The 15,748-nt window shown below is 71.6% G+C and carries 14 protein-coding genes, 1 tRNA gene and 1 pseudogene; 2 read left to right on the top strand and 14 right to left on the bottom strand.

Annotated elements, in window-relative coordinates:
* The first annotated feature begins 71 nt into the window (after nucleotides 1-71).
* Nucleotides 72-272, top strand: a complete 201-nt coding sequence (locus ACZ7BZ_RS03280) for a hypothetical protein (RefSeq protein WP_380461002.1) — start codon at nucleotides 72-74, stop codon at nucleotides 270-272.
* Between the two features lie 54 nt (nucleotides 273-326).
* On the opposite strand, the gene ACZ7BZ_RS03275 is transcribed toward ACZ7BZ_RS03280, so the two are convergent.
* From ACZ7BZ_RS03275 to ACZ7BZ_RS03240, 8 genes and pseudogenes are all read right to left on the bottom strand, one after another.
* Entirely contained in the window at nucleotides 327-1,307 is a 981-nt protein-coding gene (locus ACZ7BZ_RS03275; RefSeq protein WP_470356892.1) for an endo alpha-1,4 polygalactosaminidase, read from the bottom strand.
* A gap of 22 nt (nucleotides 1,308-1,329) precedes the next feature.
* Entirely contained in the window at nucleotides 1,330-2,025 is a 696-nt protein-coding gene (locus tag ACZ7BZ_RS03270; protein WP_470356891.1) for a spherulation-specific family 4 protein, read from the bottom strand.
* A complete protein-coding gene (locus ACZ7BZ_RS03265; protein ID WP_470356890.1) occupies nucleotides 2,022-2,939 on the bottom strand; it encodes an NAD-dependent epimerase/dehydratase family protein in 918 nt (305 codons plus the stop codon). Before ACZ7BZ_RS03265 ends, ACZ7BZ_RS03270 begins: the two co-directional genes overlap by 4 nt.
* 125 nt (nucleotides 2,940-3,064) lie before the next feature.
* Nucleotides 3,065-3,766, bottom strand: a pseudogene (locus ACZ7BZ_RS03260) (nucleotidyltransferase family protein); the annotation flags it as partial.
* Between the two features lie 73 nt (nucleotides 3,767-3,839).
* A complete protein-coding gene (locus ACZ7BZ_RS03255; protein WP_380461006.1) occupies nucleotides 3,840-4,832 on the bottom strand; it encodes an SDR family NAD(P)-dependent oxidoreductase in 993 nt (330 codons plus the stop codon).
* Between the two features lie 80 nt (nucleotides 4,833-4,912).
* A complete protein-coding gene (locus ACZ7BZ_RS03250) occupies nucleotides 4,913-6,475 on the bottom strand; it encodes a hypothetical protein (RefSeq protein WP_470356889.1) in 1,563 nt (520 codons plus the stop codon).
* 150 nt (nucleotides 6,476-6,625) lie between these two features.
* Entirely contained in the window at nucleotides 6,626-8,140 is a 1,515-nt protein-coding gene (gene pelF / locus ACZ7BZ_RS03245; protein WP_380461008.1) for a GT4 family glycosyltransferase PelF, read from the bottom strand.
* Between the two features lie 113 nt (nucleotides 8,141-8,253).
* The gene (locus ACZ7BZ_RS03240; RefSeq protein WP_470356888.1) at nucleotides 8,254-10,623 is read right to left on the bottom strand and encodes a hypothetical protein; all 2,370 of its coding nucleotides are present in this window, start codon (nucleotides 10,621-10,623) and stop codon (nucleotides 8,254-8,256) included.
* A 226-nt stretch (nucleotides 10,624-10,849) separates the two neighbouring features.
* Here ACZ7BZ_RS03240 and ACZ7BZ_RS03235 point away from each other — a divergent pair, with 226 nt between their 5' ends.
* On the top strand, nucleotides 10,850-11,917 hold the full coding sequence (locus ACZ7BZ_RS03235) for a tyrosine-protein phosphatase (RefSeq protein ID WP_470356887.1): 1,068 nt from the start codon (nucleotides 10,850-10,852) through the stop codon (nucleotides 11,915-11,917).
* A 27-nt stretch (nucleotides 11,918-11,944) separates the two neighbouring features.
* On the opposite strand, the gene ACZ7BZ_RS03230 is transcribed toward ACZ7BZ_RS03235, so the two are convergent.
* From ACZ7BZ_RS03230 to tadA, 6 genes are all read right to left on the bottom strand, one after another.
* Nucleotides 11,945-12,865, bottom strand: coding sequence for an RNA polymerase sigma factor SigF (locus tag ACZ7BZ_RS03230; protein WP_380461011.1), 921 nt, complete (start codon nucleotides 12,863-12,865; stop codon nucleotides 11,945-11,947).
* Between the two features lie 145 nt (nucleotides 12,866-13,010).
* On the bottom strand, nucleotides 13,011-13,856 hold the full coding sequence (locus ACZ7BZ_RS03225; RefSeq protein ID WP_470356886.1) for an RNA polymerase sigma factor SigF: 846 nt from the start codon (nucleotides 13,854-13,856) through the stop codon (nucleotides 13,011-13,013).
* A 269-nt stretch (nucleotides 13,857-14,125) separates the two neighbouring features.
* The gene (locus tag ACZ7BZ_RS03220; RefSeq protein ID WP_380461013.1) at nucleotides 14,126-14,419 is read right to left on the bottom strand and encodes a Dabb family protein; all 294 of its coding nucleotides are present in this window, start codon (nucleotides 14,417-14,419) and stop codon (nucleotides 14,126-14,128) included.
* Between the two features lie 13 nt (nucleotides 14,420-14,432).
* Nucleotides 14,433-14,597 (bottom strand): hypothetical protein, encoded by a 165-nt coding sequence (locus ACZ7BZ_RS03215; protein WP_188304848.1) that lies wholly within the window; start codon nucleotides 14,595-14,597, stop codon nucleotides 14,433-14,435.
* 444 nt (nucleotides 14,598-15,041) lie between these two features.
* Nucleotides 15,042-15,131, bottom strand: a tRNA-Ser gene (locus ACZ7BZ_RS03210).
* A gap of 68 nt (nucleotides 15,132-15,199) precedes the next feature.
* Nucleotides 15,200-15,727 carry a tRNA adenosine(34) deaminase TadA gene (tadA, locus tag ACZ7BZ_RS03205; protein ID WP_380461014.1) on the bottom strand — a complete coding sequence of 176 codons (528 nt, stop codon included), beginning with the start codon at nucleotides 15,725-15,727 and terminating at the stop codon, nucleotides 15,200-15,202.
* Nucleotides 15,728-15,748: the final 21 nt, after the last annotated feature.

Raw genomic sequence — 15,748 nt, 5'->3', positions numbered from 1 at the left:
CGGGTGGCGTGTTCATCCCAGGAGGGGTCCGGGGTGTGCCTGAGGTGGGCGGATTCGTTAGAGTCCGTGCCATGGCTGACAACGACTACGACCCCGCCGGTAGCACCCAGATGTTCCGGGCGTTCGTCGACGAGACCCCGGCGCCCCAGGCACCGGGCTCCGTCTCCACCTACGGCAGCAGCAACAACGGCAGTCGCACCGGCGTGATCGCGCTGGTCGCCGTCGTCGTCCTGGCCGTCCTGGGCGCCGTCGTCTGGCTGGCGGTCAAGTGACCGTCGCGCGGGTGGCCCTGGTGGGGGTCACCCGCGCGACGTGCGGCTCCGGCCTCAGCAGGGCTTGCGCCAGGCGTTGAGGTCGAGCTTCTTCTGCATCGAACTGAAGCCCAGCGCCTTGGTCTTGGCGCAGAACCGGTCCGTGTCGAGCTTGTACTCGACGTGGAAGACCGCCTTGCCCGCCTTGATGAAGGGTGAGACCCGGTCGCACTCGTCGAACTGCGAGCACTCCTCGTTGACCGCGAAGTCGAAGTCCGGCAGCAGCGCGGGGATCTGGTCCAGGTCGTTCTTCAGGCCGATGGCCAGACCGCGTTCGTGGGCGAGCTGGGCCAGCATCCGGTTGTACTTGAGCTGGTCATCGGGGGTCAGCGGGAAGCCGCTGTTCTGGTTGTAGGCCTCGATGGTGTCCGGCTCGATGGCGTCGAAGCCCTTGCTCTTGCACATGTCGAAGCGGGTCGCCATCAGGGGCTTCAGCTGGTCGAGCTTGCGGATGTCGAACCACTTCTCGCCCTTCCAGCCGGTGTCCGAGCCCTGGAGGGACTTGGCGAATGCCGCGGAGTCGGGGCGGAAGTCCTCCCAGGAGCCGGCGTTGACGTAGCAGATCACCTTGCGGCCCTTGGCGTGCAGCGCGGCGACCACCGAGGCGTCGTTCTCGAAGCCGTCGATGTCGTAGACCGGCACGTCCACCGACTGGTCCACCGTGCCGCCGAGCTGCCACTGCCAGGCCAGGCCGGGGGTGGGCTGCCAGCGGGCGCCGGCCGGCGGGGTGGTGGTGCCGGGCGGGGTGGTGCCGGGCGGGGTGGTGGTGCCGGGCGGGGTGGTGCCGCTCGGGGTGCCCGGGGCCGAGGTGGTACCGGGGTCGGTGGGCGTGGTGGTGCCGGGGACGCTCGGCGCGGTGGCCGTGGGCGAGTTGCTCTGGTTGCCGTCGGCCGAATCGTCGTCCTCCGAGCCGGAGCTGCTGCACGAGCTGACCAGCAGGGCGGTGGCGGTGGCGAGGGCCAGGGCGGCCGGCATCAGCCGGGTACGGCGGTTCACGGTACTCGAACTCCGGATCGGGTCAGGTCAGTTCAGCGGCGGTCAGGCCGTACGGCAGGGTGCGCCAGGGGTTCTCCCCGGTTCCCGGTACGGCGCAGCCGACGCCGGCCCGTCGGGCGGCGATCAGTGCGGAGGCGTCCTCGGCGGACTCGGCCGGGACGTCGTAGACCAGGTGGCAGAAGCGGGAGGCCGCGTGCCGGCCGGTCCACAGCGGCAGCGTCATCGCGCGGTACGTGTCCCAGTCGCCCTCGAAGGTGACCAGCAGGTCGGCCAGGCCGACTTCGGCGTACCCAGGGTCCGGGTGCTCGCCGTGGCCGAACACCACGGTGCCGCAGCCGGCCGCCCGGGCCGCCGTCGCGAGGCGCCGGTAGTGCGCCAACGCGCCGGGGTGGGTGGCGACTTGGTCGAGGTAGACGCCCGTGATGCCGTGCCGCTGACGATATGTCAAGATGTCGGCGACCACGGCCGCGTGGGGCCGCCGGCCGTAATCGGTGTCGGCGTACCCGACCAATGGCAGGCCGGCCGCCCGGAGTTCGTCGGCGGCCTCGGCGAAGACGTGGTCCGGTACCTCGCCCGGGCCGTCCGCGAGGTTGAGCACCACGGCGGCGATCCGGGCGGGGTCGGCGGCGGCGACCGCCCGCCAGGCCGCCGGGTCCACCGCGGGGTGGACGTACAGCGGCACCAGCAGGCGGCCGTCGGGAGTGGTCCCGGCGGTCATGCGACCACCGGGGTCGGGGCGGGCTCGGCGGTGCTGAGCCACAGGTCGCGCAGGGTGTCGGCGAGCTCGGTCTCCGGGTGCCAGCCGAGGGCCCGGGCGGCGGCCGACACGTCGGCCTGCTGCCAGGAGACCGCGGTCGAGCGCTCGGAGCCCGCTCCGCTCTCGTCGATCCGGCCGGTGAAGCCGGACGCCGCGACCAGGCCATCGGCGACCGCCCGGACCCGCTGGGCGCGACCGGTCGCCAGGTTGAGCACCCGGGGGAGCGGGCCGTCGACGGTGGCGGCCAGGCCGATCGCCCTGGCGATGTCCCGGGCGTCCACGAAGTCCCGGTAGGCGGAGAGGTCCCCGACCGTGACCACGGCGTCGGCGCCCTCGGGCGCCACCCGGCGCAGCTCGGCCGCCAGCCGGCCGGGCAGCGAGCCCGCCGGGGCACCCGGACCGACCGGGTTGAACACCCGCAGCACCACCGCGTCCAGCGGCGAACCGGCCACCGCGAGGGAGCCGGCCAGCTTGGTCGCGCCGTACACGCCGACCGGGCGGGCGTCGGACTGCTCGGAGAGCGACTCGCCCTCGTCGCAGACGCCGTACTCGCCGGCCGAACCGATGTGCACCAGACGGGCCTTCGGGGCGCCCAGGGCGAGTGCCTCGCAGAGCACCGCCGGGCCGCGGGCGTTCACCTCGGCGAGCTTGACCGCGCTGCCGGCCACCGCCCCCGCGAGGTTGATCACCACGTCGGGAGCCAGCGCGGCCAGCTCCTCGCCGAGCGGGCCGGCCTCGGCGATGCCCAGATCCAGCCGGAGGTCGTGGGTGGGCCGCCGGCCCGCGGACAGCAGGGTGGCCCCGGGCAGCGTCCGCAGGACGGTGACGGCGTGACGGCCCAGGAAGCCGTCGCCGCCGAGGAGCAGGATTCTCACGCGGCCCGTCCGTCGGTCTCGGCGCCCGCGGTGACGGGCTCGTCGGTCGCGTCGTCCGGGGCGGTGCGGGCGGCCGGAACCGGCAGCTCCGCGAGGCCCGGCATGGTGGCGGCCGACTCGAACGGCATCAGGACCGGGCGGATCGAGGTGAACTCGGCGTTCGCCCGGTCGTAGTCGTCGGGGCGGCCGATGTCCAGCCAGTAGCCGCCGAAGTCGTAGGCGGCCGGCGGGGTGTCGGCGGCCAGCAGGTCGAGCACCAGCTCGTCGAAGCCCAGCGGCAGGCCCGGGGTGTACTTGGCGAGCGCGGCGCGGGAGACGCCGTACACGCCCATCGAGACCCGGTAGTCGATGCTGGGCTTCTCCTGGAAGCCGGTGATGGTGCCGGAGTCGGTGGTCAGCACACCGAAGTCGATCTTCACCTGACGGGCGTAGGTGGCGATGGTCAGCGGGGCGCCGGACTGCTCGTGGTGCTTGAGAACCCCGGAGAAGTCCAGGTCGGTGAGGATGTCGCCGTTCATCACCAGGAAGTGCTCCGGCAGGCGGTCCTGCATCGTGAGCAGCGGGCCCATGGTGCCGAGCGGGCTGTCCTCGACGGCGTAGCCGACCCGCAGGCCCCACTGCGAGCCGTTGCCGACGTAGGCGCGGATGATGTGGCCGAGGTGGCCGATGGCCAGGGTGACGGTCTTGAAGCCCGCGGCGGCGAGCTGGCGCATCACGATCTCCAGGATCGCGTGCTGGTCGCCGATCGGGACGAGCGGCTTGGGGAGCGCGGTGGTGTACGGGCGGAGACGGACGCCCTTACCGCCGGCCAGGATCACTGCATGCATGGTGTTTCCCCCACGGAAAGGATGTGCAGGACGCGAACCTTGGTTACCAGGACGGGCATGATCGGTACGCCGGTCAGACGTTGTAGATGTCGGTCTTGTAGCGGGCCAGGTTGGCCGGGTCGCGGAAGAACTCGATGGTCTGCTCCAGGCCCTGCTCCAGGCTGAACCGTGGGGCCCAGCCGGTGGCCTCGCGCAGCCGGGTGGCGTCCGCGACCAGGCGCATGACCTCGGAGTTGGTCGGACGGATGCGCTGCTCGTCCTCCTTCACCACCAGGTCCACGCCCATCAGCTTGCCGACCAGGGTGACCAGGTCGCCGACCGAGATCTCGCCGCCGGTGCCGGCGTTGAAGGTCCGGCCGACCACGCTCTCGGCGGCCGCGGTGCCCACCGTGCGGAAGGCGTTGGCGGTGTCCTTGACGAACGTGAAGTCGCGGGTCGGGCGCAGGTCGCCGAGGGTGATCTCGGTCTGGCCGGCCGCGACCTGGGCGATCACGGTCGGTATGACGGCGCGCATCGACTGGCGCGGGCCGAAGGTGTTGAACGGGCGCAGGGTGACGACCGGGGTCTCGAAGCTGGCGTGGTAGCTGTCGGCCAGCCGGTCCCCGCCGGCCTTCGAGGCGGCGTACGGGGACTGGGTGTTGATCGGGTGGTCCTCGGTGATCGGCACGGTCTGCGCGGTGCCGTACGTCTCGCTGGTGGAGGTGTGCACCAGGCGCGGGATCTCCAGGTGGCGCACTGCCTCCAGCACGTTCAGGGTGCCGGTGACGTTGGTGTCCACGTACGAGTGGGGAGCGCGGTAGGAATACGGGATCGCGATCAGGGCGGCCAGGTGGTAGACCGCCTCGGTGCCCTTGACCAGGCCGTTGACCGAGCCCGGATCCCGGACGTCGCCGAGGACGATCTCGACCGAGTCCAGCACCTCCGGCGACAGGGTCTCCAGCCAGCCGAAGGAGGAGAAGGAGTTGTACTGGACCATCGCGCGGACGTGGTGCCCGTCGGCGACCAGGGTCTCGACCAGGTGGGAGCCGATGAAGCCCTCGGCTCCGGTAACCGCGACGCTGCTCATGCGGATTCGCTTTCTCGATCTCGGGGGTAGCCGGACGCGTGGTCACGACCGGCCGGTGGTGCCTCTGGAGAGGCGGATTCTCAGCGGTGTTGGGTGGTGCGGCCGAGCGCGGGCCCGGCGATTGCGGTGAGGACGAGTGAGGCCGCCCCGCAGCCGATCAGCTGCAGGACGATCGGGTCCGCACCGGTCAGCAGCCCGACGCTCTCGGCGACTGCGGCGGCCAGACAGATGAGGGCGGTGCTCCAGCTGAACCCGAAGGCGTTCAGCAGCAGCGCCAGCCAGAGCGAGCCGCCCAGGAGCAGCATCGCGGCCAGCTGCGGCACGCCGAGCGACGGGGCGCCCGGCCACAGCACGGTCGCGGCGGCGTCCAGCGCGGCCACGGTGGTGAGGTAGATGAACAGGCAGCCGAGCAGGATCCCGCCGGTGCGGCGGGTGAACTGCCCGGTGGTGTGGCTGGAGCGCAGTGCGGCCACGGCCATCGCCCGGTAGCGGAACAGCAGCCACTCGGCCAGACCGAGACTGAGCGTCAGCGCGATCATGGCCGGGCCGGTCGGCGCGGTCGGGGCGTGCGCGCCGTGGACCGGGGTGTGCGCGCCGTGGACCGGGGTGTGCACCACGTGCGAGGCGGCGTGCACGGCCTGGTGGACGGTCTCGCCGAGGCCCGCGATCAGCGTGAGCGCGCCGCAGGCCAGCCCGAACAGCAGGTGTGGGACCTCCTGGCGGATCGGCAGCTTCAGCTCCACGCCGTCCTGGTCGCCGCCGCGGGCCGCGACCAGCAGCTCCCGGACGGCCAGGCCGACCGCCAGCGCCACCGAGGCGAGCAGCACCACCGTACGGACCGCCTGCGGGACGTCGACCGCGAGCACCACGCCCGCGCCGACCGAGGCCGGGGCCAGCGCCAGCAGCAGGAACTTCTCCCGCCCGAGCACCAGCAGCGCGGTGGCCGCGGCCAGGTAGCAGGACTGCCCAGCGGCGAACCACAGCGCGCCGAGCGGCCCGCCCACCACGTACGCGGAGGCGGAGGCCACCAACGCGCCGAGCGGGGCGCCCACGGCCAGGCAGATCGCCGCGTCCCGGCGGCGCAGCCGGCTCAACCAGCGGTACGCGCGGTGCGCCAGGGCCTGGTTGAAGCCCCAGCTGACCAGCGTGGCGATGGACAGCGCGAGCATGCCCGAGGGCAGGCCGAAGCGCATCCGGGTGGTCGCGAACAGGTTGGCGCCGAGCAGGTAGCCGAGGCCGGGCAGGGCGAACACCAGCCCGCGCACCACGCAGCGCCAGGGGTCGGCTCGCCAGGGGTTGGCGAACTCGGAGCTCGGGCCGGGGTAGCGGCGCTCGACCTTCTCGAACAGCTCCTCGGCGACGGTGAACGCGTCGGGACGGCCGTACAGCAGGGCGGCCTGTTCGTCGGAGAGGCCGTCGGACTCCAGGAAGGCCGCGATCTCGTACGGGTGGACGGCGTCGGCGCAGACGTCGCGCAGGCGCTCGGCGAGCTCGTCCAGCGGGTCGTCGGAGAGACCGAGCTGCTCGGCGGGGTCGGGCTCGGCGGCCGGGGCGGGGCGGCGGCGCTTCAGCGGCAGGGTGCGCAGCTGCATCGTCGGCTCGACGCCGCCCTCGTCCGGGACGAGGCGAATGGGACCGCTCATGCGCCCACCTCGCCGGGCTCGGCGGCCGCTTCGCGGAACGCGCACCTGCTGATGGTTCGCTCGCTTCGTTCGTTCACGTGCCCACCTCGCCGGGCTCGGCGGCCGCTTCGCGGAACGCGCACCTGCTGATGGTTCGCTCGCTTCGCTCGTTCACGCGCCCACCTCGCTGGGCTCGGGCCGGGCGGTGGCCAACTGCTGGTCCCAGTCCGGGCTGGGGACCTCGTCGGCGACGGCGACCACGCCGCCGGGCATCCAGCGGGAGGTGCCCAGGAGTTCGGTGTAGATGCTCCGGAAGCCGTCGATGTTCTGCCGGAGGGTGAACTGCTCGATGACCCGCAGCCGGGCGCCCTCGCCGAGCCGGGCGCGCCGCGCGGGGTCGCGCAGCAGCTCGATCGCGGCGGCGGCCATCGGCTCGGGTTCGCGCGGCGGGACGACCAGTCCGGTGTCGCCGACGGCCTCGCGCACGCCGCCGACGTCGGTGGAGACGGTCGCGCGGCCGCAGGACATGGCCTCGATCAGGGTGAACGGGAAGCCCTCGCTGATGCTGGAGAGCATCACCACGTTGCCCGCCGCGTACGCGTCGGTGATGTCGGCGACGCGGCCTTCGAAGGCCACCGAGTCGGCCACGCCGAGCTCGGCGGCCAGGGCTATGCAGCCGTCCCGGTACGCCTCGCCGCCCTTGGGGGTGCCTCCGAAGAGCCGCAGCCGCGCCTCGGGGATCTCACGCTGGACGATGGCGAAGGCCCGGATCAGCGTCTCCAGGTCCTTGATCGGGTCGACCCGGCCGGCCCAGCTGAGGGTCGGCGTCTCGGGCTCCGGCCCGGCCGGCGGGAAGGCGGCCGGGTCCACCCCGTTGTAGACGGTGCGGATGTGCGTGGACGGGGTGCCGCCGCGCTCCTCCCAGCGCCGGTTGTACCGGTTGCCGGGGGTGACCAGGGCGGCCTGCCGGTAGCTCTCCTCGGCGAGCATCCGGTAGAAGCCGAGCAGCAGCGCCTTGACCGGCCAGCGGTACGGGCCGGTGCGGTAGCCGAGGTAGCGCTCGCGCAGGTAGATGCCGTGCTCGGTGAGCAGAAACGGTACGCCGAACTGCTGGGCGGAGATCAGCCCGGGCAGCGTGGCGAGGCCGCCGCTGGCCGCGTGGGCGACGCCCTCGGTGGGCGGGTCGACCGAGAGCGGCCGCAGCGCGTGCTCCAGCAGGTCGGTGGCGTTCAGCGCGTCGTGCAGGGTGGGCCGGGAGACCGCGGTGGGCAGGTAGTCGCGGGTCCACACGTGCTGGAGGGTGCGCAGGGCGCGCTCGCTGCGCAGCGCCGGGCTGAGCAGCCCGCGTCGGGCGAGGTCGGCGAAGCCGTACAGCTCGGTGCCGAAGTGGGTGGTGTAGACCGGGTCGAGGATGGAGTGGAGGAAGCGCTCGTACGCGTTGAGGAAGCGCCGCATCTCCTTGCCGCGCGGCGGCCGGGCCTCCGAGGCCGGGCCCCACAGCGGTGCGGTGGTGACCGACCGTACGTTGGCGGGCAGTTCCCAGGCCAGCGGCTCCTGGCCGGTTCCGGTGACGGCGATGATGTCGAAGTCGACGTCCGGCATGCCCTGAACGAGTTGGTCGCACCAGACGCTCACGCCGCCGTGCTGGTGCGGGTACGTCCCCTCGGTGAGCAGGGTGACGCGCATCTCCTGTCCCCCCTCCTGTTCTTGCGTCGTTGTCCGGACTGGGTGGCCGGAGCGGGACCCGTGGCGGGGCCGGGCCGGGCGCCCGGCCCGACCCCGCCACGAGGTGCTGAGGATTACCGGTTGCCGGAGCGCCCGGTCGTGCTGCCGTGCGAGGCCGTCCCCCCGGGGGCCTTGCCGGAACCGCCGTGGCCGTTGCCGGCCTGGGCACCGTTGCCCTGGGACTTGGCGCCCTGGACCGCGTCCTTGCCGGGCACCGGGGCTCCGCTGCCGGGGACGAGGGACTGGGCGGGCTTGCGGGTGACGTCGCTCGGGCCGGCCGGGACGGGCGTGGCGACGCCCTGCGGCACGACCTTCTTGTCCGCCGGCGCCGGTGCCGGGACGGACTTGGCCGCCACGTTCGGCGCGACGGCGGCCGGGGCGGCCGGCGCGCTGCCGGAGGGGAGCTGCAGGGTGACGTTGCTCTGCAGGGCGCCCGGGGACACCCAGCCCGAGAGCGTACCGGCGTAGGCCGAACCGAAGGCGGCCGTACCGATGGCCATCTTCTGAGCAGTTCCGGTCGGCATGGTGGCCTGGACCTGAACACCGGCCGGAGCGTTGACCGTGACGGTGTTGCCGATCTTGTAGGCGGTGACCTGCCCGGCTGCGACGGCCTTGTCCCAGGCCGCGCGCTTCTGGAACTCCTGGCCGATCTCGCGCTCGCCGAGGTTCACGATCGGGGTGCTGTCGGCGAACAGCGAGCGGTAGTTGCCGAGGATCTTCTCCAGCACCGGGTACAGGATGCGGTCCTCGGAGAGGTTCGACTGGTGCACGAAGTGCGGCCGCGGGTCGTTGTTCAGCACGTGGCCGAGGTCGATCCGGGCCTCCAGCGGCACGATGTACGACTGGTAACCGGTGGCGGTGTCCAGCGGCTGGGGCAGGCAGGTGGAGTTGGCGTTGTTCTCGCAGACGCCGCTGCCGCCGTTGGCCTTGCTGGTGTAGATCCAGTTGTACTCGTCGGCCTCCTCCTTCGCCGAACCGGCGTTGTAGAAGACGTTCATCGGGTACCGCGGCACGGTCAGCGTGGAGGAGCCGACGGCCCGCTGGCCGGGCTCGCGGGAGGCGTCGCTGCCGGTGAACTTGATGCCGTTGGCGGCCAGCGCGGGCGCCAGGTTCGGGTTGTCGCTGGTCTCCTGCGGGGCGGTGAGCAGACCGGAGTGCTCGCCGGTGACGAGCACCTGCGGGTCGACCTTGAGGCCGTTGGCGGTCGCCCAGTCGAAGTTCTGCTTGATCTGGGTGGAGATGGTGTTCTGGTCGGTCCAGACGGTGTTGCCCGACGCGTCCTTGGTGCACTTCCACGGCACCACGGTGACGTCCTGCACGCAGCCCAGGTAGGGGTGGGTGAAGGTGTGGTTGACCCAGCGGTAGCTGTTCTGGTCGGCGATCATCTGGCCGGCGGTCGGGTCCACCGTCGTCTGGTGGTCGGCCTTCCAGTCCTCGCTGCCGCCGCCGTTGAACACCAGGTCCAGCGTGAAGTTGTTGGCGGTCTGCCACTGCTTGAGGTACTGGGCGTCCGCCTGGGTCATCCGGATCGGGTTGGTGGTGTCCGGGGTGCCGGGCGGGCAGGTGACGTCACCGGGGGTGCACTTGAGCACGGTGTCCCAGCGGTCGTCGGCCAGGAACACGTCGTCCACGTGGGTGGCGAAGTAGTTGCGGTCGTAGCCGAGGTGGACGCCCTGGGTGATCCAGTCGACCATCCCGCGGGCCAGCAGCCGGTACTGCTGCTGGTACTGGTTGTAGACGAAGGTGACGACCAGCTCCTTGCGGCCGTCGTGGGTGTACTCACCGACCAGCGAGCCGCGGTTGGTCGTGCCGGGTATCGCCGCGTCGACCAGCGGGACGAAGGAGGCCCCGGTCGGCAGGTTGGCCAGCGGGGTGGCCAGGTAGCCGTAGCTCTCGCTGACGTTCGGGTCGTTGTCCTCGAACGGGACACTGCCCTTGAGGTACCCGAACGGGCCCGAAGTTCCGGCCGTCGTGGTGGCTGCCTGGAATCCGTCGAGGGTGCCGACGAATCCCGGATTCTGGGCGTAGTTCAGGCCGACGGCCGGACTGGCCCAGGTGTACGCGTCGATCTGCCGGACGTTGAAAGCCGCTTCGTAGGTGGCGATCGCGGTCATCTCGGCTGCGCTGTTGGGGAAGGGGTTTTCGTTGGGCAGCACGATGCCCTGGTACTTGCCCCGGGGCAGCCCGTTCACCGTGTCGCTCAGGAAAGCGGAGTCGATGACGGGGCGGTTGGGGTCATTGAGGCTGACGACCTTGTAGGGCGTGCCCTGGCTCTTGAGTTCGGCGGTGATCGCCGCGACGGACGGGCCCCCGTCGTCGATGACCAGGACGGTGAGGTCGATCCTGGGCGGCGTGGTGTCGCCGTGGGCCAGGGTGGTCTGCAGGCCGCTGGCCAGCAGAACTGCCGCTGCGCAGGCGGCAACTCTTCGGGTCGCTCGACCCATGTCTGATCCTCCCCTTGGGACAGGCGCTGCGCTGCTCGGCGCTCGCCAGCCCGTGTAGCTGTTCGCGGGCAGCAGGCTGCCCGGCGCCCATCCTGGTCGAGGGTCGACGGTGCGAGGGACCAATTGGGCGAGAGTGCAGCGAACCTGTTACCAACGTTCATGGCGAAGCCATGGCGGCGCTGATTGTGACCGTAACCCGACCGCCTACGCAAATAATGAATTGAAAATGAAAAACCGGAAGCCGAGTGCTACACCTGGTTACCGACTGTGCGGCTCACACGGCTCTGTGGGGCACCTACACTGTCGTCGTCGCGCACGACACTCTTGCACATCTTGCCGCCGCAACGGGCAGGTTCATGCAATATCGGGCACCGCTGTGCCATGTGACAGTCCGAATATGCAATGGAGGCCGTTGATGGCCGATCGTCAGGTCGCATCCGAGCGAATCGGGAACGTACGGAATGCGCTCCCGGAACCGGATGGAACGGTCCTGGTCGGCCGTAGTCTGGGTCTGCGCGGGGCGGTCAACGCCCGGGATCTGGGCGGCTGTCGGACGGCCGAGGGGGCGGCGGTACGCCGTGGAGTGGCCCTGCGCAGCGATGGCCTGAACCATGTCGCCGCCGAGGACCTCGACCCGCTGGGCGCCCTCGGGCTGCGCGCGGTGGTCGACCTACGCAGCCCCGAGGAGGTCCGCGAGGCCGGCCCGGACCGGCTGCCGGACGGCGTGGTGATCCACCATCTCCCGCTGTTGGCAACGGACTTCGACATTCACCTGACGCTGCGCGGTGCCCTCTCCGACCGCAGTCCGGACAGGCAGCGCGCCCTGCTCGGCGACGGCCGGGCGGCCACCATGATGACCGGGCTCTACCGCTGGTTCGTCACCGACCCGGTGGCCCGCGAGCGCTTCGCCGCGCTGCTGCGGCTGCTGGCCGCCCCGGACGGCGTGCCGCTGCTGTTCCACTGCTCGGCGGGCAAGGACCGCACCGGCTGGGCGGCGGCGCTCGTCCTGACCGCGCTGGGCGTGGACCGCGAGACGGTGCTCGCCGACTACCTGCTCACCAACGAGCGCTCCGCCGCGGTGGTCGAGCGGGTGCTGGCCGACTTCGGCGGCCGGGGTCTGATGCGCGAGCCCGAGCTCCTCCTGCCGGTGTTCCGGGCCGACCGCGACTACCTGGACGCGGCCTTCGCGGAGGTCGAAGCAGGCTGGGGCGACTTCGACGCGTTCTGGCGGGAGGGGCTCGGGCTGGACGGGCACGTGCTGGCCGGGCTGCGCGCCAACCTCCTGGACGGCTAGGGCAGTTGAGCCGGGAAGCGGTGGCGGTCAGCCCTCGCTGATCAGCCCCGCGCGGAGCTGGGTGAGCGTCCGGGTGAGCAGTCGGGAGACGTGCATCTGGGAGATCCCGATCTCCTCCCCGATCTGCGACTGGGTCAGGTTGCCGAAGAACCGCAGCATGATGATCCGGCGCTCGCGCGGCGGCAGCTTGGCCAGCAGCGGCTTGAGCGACTCCCGGTACTCCACGCCCTCCAGCGCGAGGTCCTCGTAGCCGAGCCGTTCGGCCAGCGGCCCCTCGCTGTCCTCCTCGCCGGGGCTGGAGTCCAGCGAGCTGGCGGTGTACGCGTTGCCCACCGCGAGGCCCTCGACCACGTCCTCCTCGCTGACCCCGAGGCAGGTGGCCAGCTCGGCGACGGTGGGGGAGCGGTCCAGCCGCTGGGCCAGTTCGTCCCCGGCCTTGGTGAGCGCCAGCCGCAGCTCCTGCAGCCGCCGGGGCACCCGGACCGACCAACTGGTGTCCCGGAAGAAGCGCTTGATCTCACCGACCACGGTGGGCATCGCGAAGGTGGGGAACTCCACCCCGCGTTCCGGGTCGAAGCGGTCGATCGCCTTGATCAGCCCGATGGTGCCGACCTGGACGATGTCCTCCATCGGCTCGTTGCGGCTGCGGAAACGCGCCGAGGCGTACCGGACCAGCGGCAGGTTGAGCTCGATCAGGGTGTCGCGGACGTAGGTGTGCTCCTCGCTGCCCGGCTCCAGCGCGGCCAGCCGCAGGAACAGCGAGCGGGAGAGCGTCCGGGTGTCCAGCCCGGAGCCGGGCGGTGCCTCGGTGGACGTCACCGGGCCGGTCGCCCGGTCGACGGGCCTTTCGAGAGACGTGGCCCGCTGGAGCGGGATCCGCTCCTCGGCGACCGCCGTACCCTTGGCCTGACCAGCGTGGATCTCCGCAGTGCCCAGCTCTCCGGACATGCACCCACCCCCTTGTGACTGACAGTTGAACGGGGGCCGTCGCACGGAGGTTCCCGGCAGGGGCCCAACCCCCTCCATACCGGAACACGGTCCTCGGCAAACCCGAACGTCGCAAGATGTCACGTGGGGGTAACGCGCTGCAATCTCACTCTTCCCAGGAGTTGCCGGTCCGAAGCCTGGTCAGGATCCGTGAGAGCAGCCGGGAGACGTGCATCTGGGACATCCCCAGTTCGGTGCTGATCTGCGACTGGGTGAGGTTGGCGAAGAACCGCAGTATCACGATCCGCCGCTCCCGCTCGGGGAGTTGGACCAACAGGTGGCGGACCATGTCGCGGTGCTCCACTTCGGCCAGCGCGGCGTCCTCGTAGCCGAGCCGGTCCAGTAGGGCGAGCCCGCCCTCGTGCTCCTGGGCGGCCTCCAGGGAGGCCGCGTTGTAGGCGCGCCCGGCGTCCAGGCAGGCCCGGACGTCCTCCTCGGGGATCCGCAGGCTGGCGGCGATCTCGGGCACCTTGGGGGCCCGCCCGTGCAGCACCGTCAGCTCCTCCATGGCGCCGCTGACCTGGACCCACAGCTCCTGGAGCCGGCGCGGCACGTGCATGGTGCGGACGTTGTCCCGGAAGTAGCGCTTGATCTCTCCCAGGATGGTCGGCAGGGCGTAGGTGGGGAACTGGACGCCCCGGGTCGGGTCGAAGCGGTCGATCGCGTTGATCAGGCCGATGGTGCCGACCTGGACGACGTCCTCCATCGGCTCGCTGCGGCTGCGGAAGCGGGTGGCCGCGTAGCGGACCAGCGGGATGTTCACCTCGATCAGGGCGGCCCGGACGCGCTCCCGCTCGGGGGCGTCCGGGGGCAGCTCGGAGAGCCGCTCGAACAGCACCCGGGTGAGCGTCCGGACGTCCACGGCGGGTCGGCCGCCGGGGCCGCGCAACCCGTCCGGGCGGAGTTCGCCGGCCGGGCTGATGATCGCAGCCAACACCTCGTCCACGGACACCTCACCCCTCCCAAAGTTGACAACGGTGGGCCCTGCGGATCGGGTGTCGCGGCTGGTTCGCACCTCGCCATGTCCGGCAAAACCGGTCATAGCATCACAAGGTGGGCGCAGGTCGGGCAAGCACCCGGTGGAGGTGTGTTGATGGGGTGCCCGGACTGCGCCGGCCCCGTCGGCGAGGCGCCGCAAGGGTTGTTCCGGCGCATACCAAGACGCCCCGTCCGGGGACCGGACGGGGCGGGCGCGGGCCGTCCGGGGGACGGTCGTGGGGGTCAGACCTCGATGTCGGCGATCACCCAGGTCGCGAACTCGCGCCACTGGCCGGCCGCGGCCTGGTGCGCGGGGTGGGTCAGGTACGCCTGGAGGGCCGTACGGTCCTCGACCAGGCTGTTGATCGCGTAGTCGTACGCGATGTCGCGCTCGGTGGTGTTCCAGCCGCAGTCCCACTCGCGCAGTTCGGGGATCAGCGAGCCGAGCTCGGCGAACGCCTTGGCACCGGACAGCACGCGCTGCTCGTCCTTGGCGACGCCCTCGTTGAGCTTGAACAGGACCAGGTGGCGGATCACGATGTACCGCTCCTTACTTGATCAGACCGGTCATGAAGGTGCCGACCGCCTTGGCCGCGTTCGAGATGCCCTCGAAGCCCAGCTGGACGAGTTCGGCGGACCGGGCCGGCGAGGTGATGATCGAGTAGAGCACGAAGATGAGCAGGAGGGCCATGCCGATCTTCTTCGCCTGCGCCATCGTGACCTTCCTCCCTGCGGTGGGCCGCCGTCATCCGGGTCCCCGAGCGGCCCTGCAGGGCAGCTTATCCACCGGACGGGCTATCAAGTGTGCGGCGCGTTCGCCCGGCGGGACGAAGGTCCCCGCGGGAGGGGCCTTTCTCCGGGTGCCCCGGCGCGGCCCGGACGGCAGGATGGTTGACGTGCCGAGGCTCTGGCAGGAATCCCCGGCGCGTGGTTCCGGAGCCCCCGCTGTGGGACCGGTGGTCGCGGCTTTCCCCCTCGCGGCGCCGGTGGTGGGGCTCCGCCGGGGGAGCGGTCGGTCCCCCGGAGCCGCTCCCCCTCCAAGGCTCCGTACGACCCGGGCAGTGGTGGTCATCGGCCCGGTGTGCGGGGCCCTTTCCGCGTCCGAGGGTGCGCGGAAACGCCGAGGGCCCGTCCGGATCGGACGGGCCCTCGGGCTTTCTGGCGGTAGCGGTGGGATTCGAACCCACGGTGGAGTTGCCCCCACACACGCTTTCGAGGCGTGCTCCTTTGGCCGCTCGGACACGCTACCGAGGGGAACTCTACCGGACGGGTGGCGCGGTCACGAAATCCGTATCGGGAGGGCCGTCGGCGCAGGCGTCAGCGGTGGGTGTCGAAGAAGGCGCGCAGCTGCTCTCCGCACTCGTCGGCGAGGACGCCCCAGATCACCTCGGGTCGGTGGTTGAGCCGGCGGTCGCGCATCACGTCGAAGAGCGAGCCGGCCGCGCCGGCCTTCTCGTCGAGGGCGCCGTAGACCACCCGGTCGATCCGGGACAGCACGATGGCTCCGGCGCACATCGTGCAGGGCTCCAGGGTCACCACCAGGGTGCAGCCGCTGAGCCGCCACTCCCCGAGCTTCTCGGCCGCCTGCCGGATCGCGACCACCTCGGCGTGCGCGGTCGGGTCGCCGACCGCCTCGCGCTCGTTGTGGCCGCGCCCGATCACTTCGCCGTCCGGGCCCAGAACGAGCGCCCCGACCGGGACGTCACCGGTGGCCGGCGCCAGGGCGGCCTCGGCGATGGCGAGGCGCATCGGCGCCGCCCAGCGGTCGCGGACCGGGTCGGGGCGGACGGGGGCGGACAGTGGGGGGACGTACGGGACGGTCAGCGGGGTGGATGCGGGCTGCATGGCATCCAGTGTCGGGCATCC

Source organism: Kitasatospora sp. NPDC036934 (assembly GCF_055608425.1).
This window is presented reverse-complemented; position numbering and strand designations above follow the sequence as displayed.

What these genes read in the sequence shown, in the direction of transcription:
- ACZ7BZ_RS03280 (WP_380461002.1), top strand. Translation starts at nt 72, where the DNA reads ATGGCTGACAACGACTACGACCCCGCCGGTAGCACCCAGATGTTCCGG.
- ACZ7BZ_RS03270 (WP_470356891.1), bottom strand. Translation starts at nt 2,025, where the DNA reads ATGACCGCCGGGACCACTCCCGACGGCCGCCTGCTGGTGCCGCTGTAC.
- ACZ7BZ_RS03255 (WP_380461006.1), bottom strand. Translation starts at nt 4,832, where the DNA reads ATGAGCAGCGTCGCGGTTACCGGAGCCGAGGGCTTCATCGGCTCCCAC.
- ACZ7BZ_RS03250 (WP_470356889.1), bottom strand. Translation starts at nt 6,475, where the DNA reads ATGAGCGGTCCCATTCGCCTCGTCCCGGACGAGGGCGGCGTCGAGCCG.
- pelF (WP_380461008.1), bottom strand. Translation starts at nt 8,140, where the DNA reads ATGCGCGTCACCCTGCTCACCGAGGGGACGTACCCGCACCAGCACGGC.
- ACZ7BZ_RS03240 (WP_470356888.1), bottom strand. Translation starts at nt 10,623, where the DNA reads ATGGGTCGAGCGACCCGAAGAGTTGCCGCCTGCGCAGCGGCAGTTCTG.
- ACZ7BZ_RS03235 (WP_470356887.1), top strand. Translation starts at nt 10,850, where the DNA reads ATGAAAAACCGGAAGCCGAGTGCTACACCTGGTTACCGACTGTGCGGC.
- ACZ7BZ_RS03230 (WP_380461011.1), bottom strand. Translation starts at nt 12,865, where the DNA reads ATGTCCGGAGAGCTGGGCACTGCGGAGATCCACGCTGGTCAGGCCAAG.
- ACZ7BZ_RS03215 (WP_188304848.1), bottom strand. Translation starts at nt 14,597, where the DNA reads ATGGCGCAGGCGAAGAAGATCGGCATGGCCCTCCTGCTCATCTTCGTG.
- tadA (WP_380461014.1), bottom strand. Translation starts at nt 15,727, where the DNA reads ATGCAGCCCGCATCCACCCCGCTGACCGTCCCGTACGTCCCCCCACTG.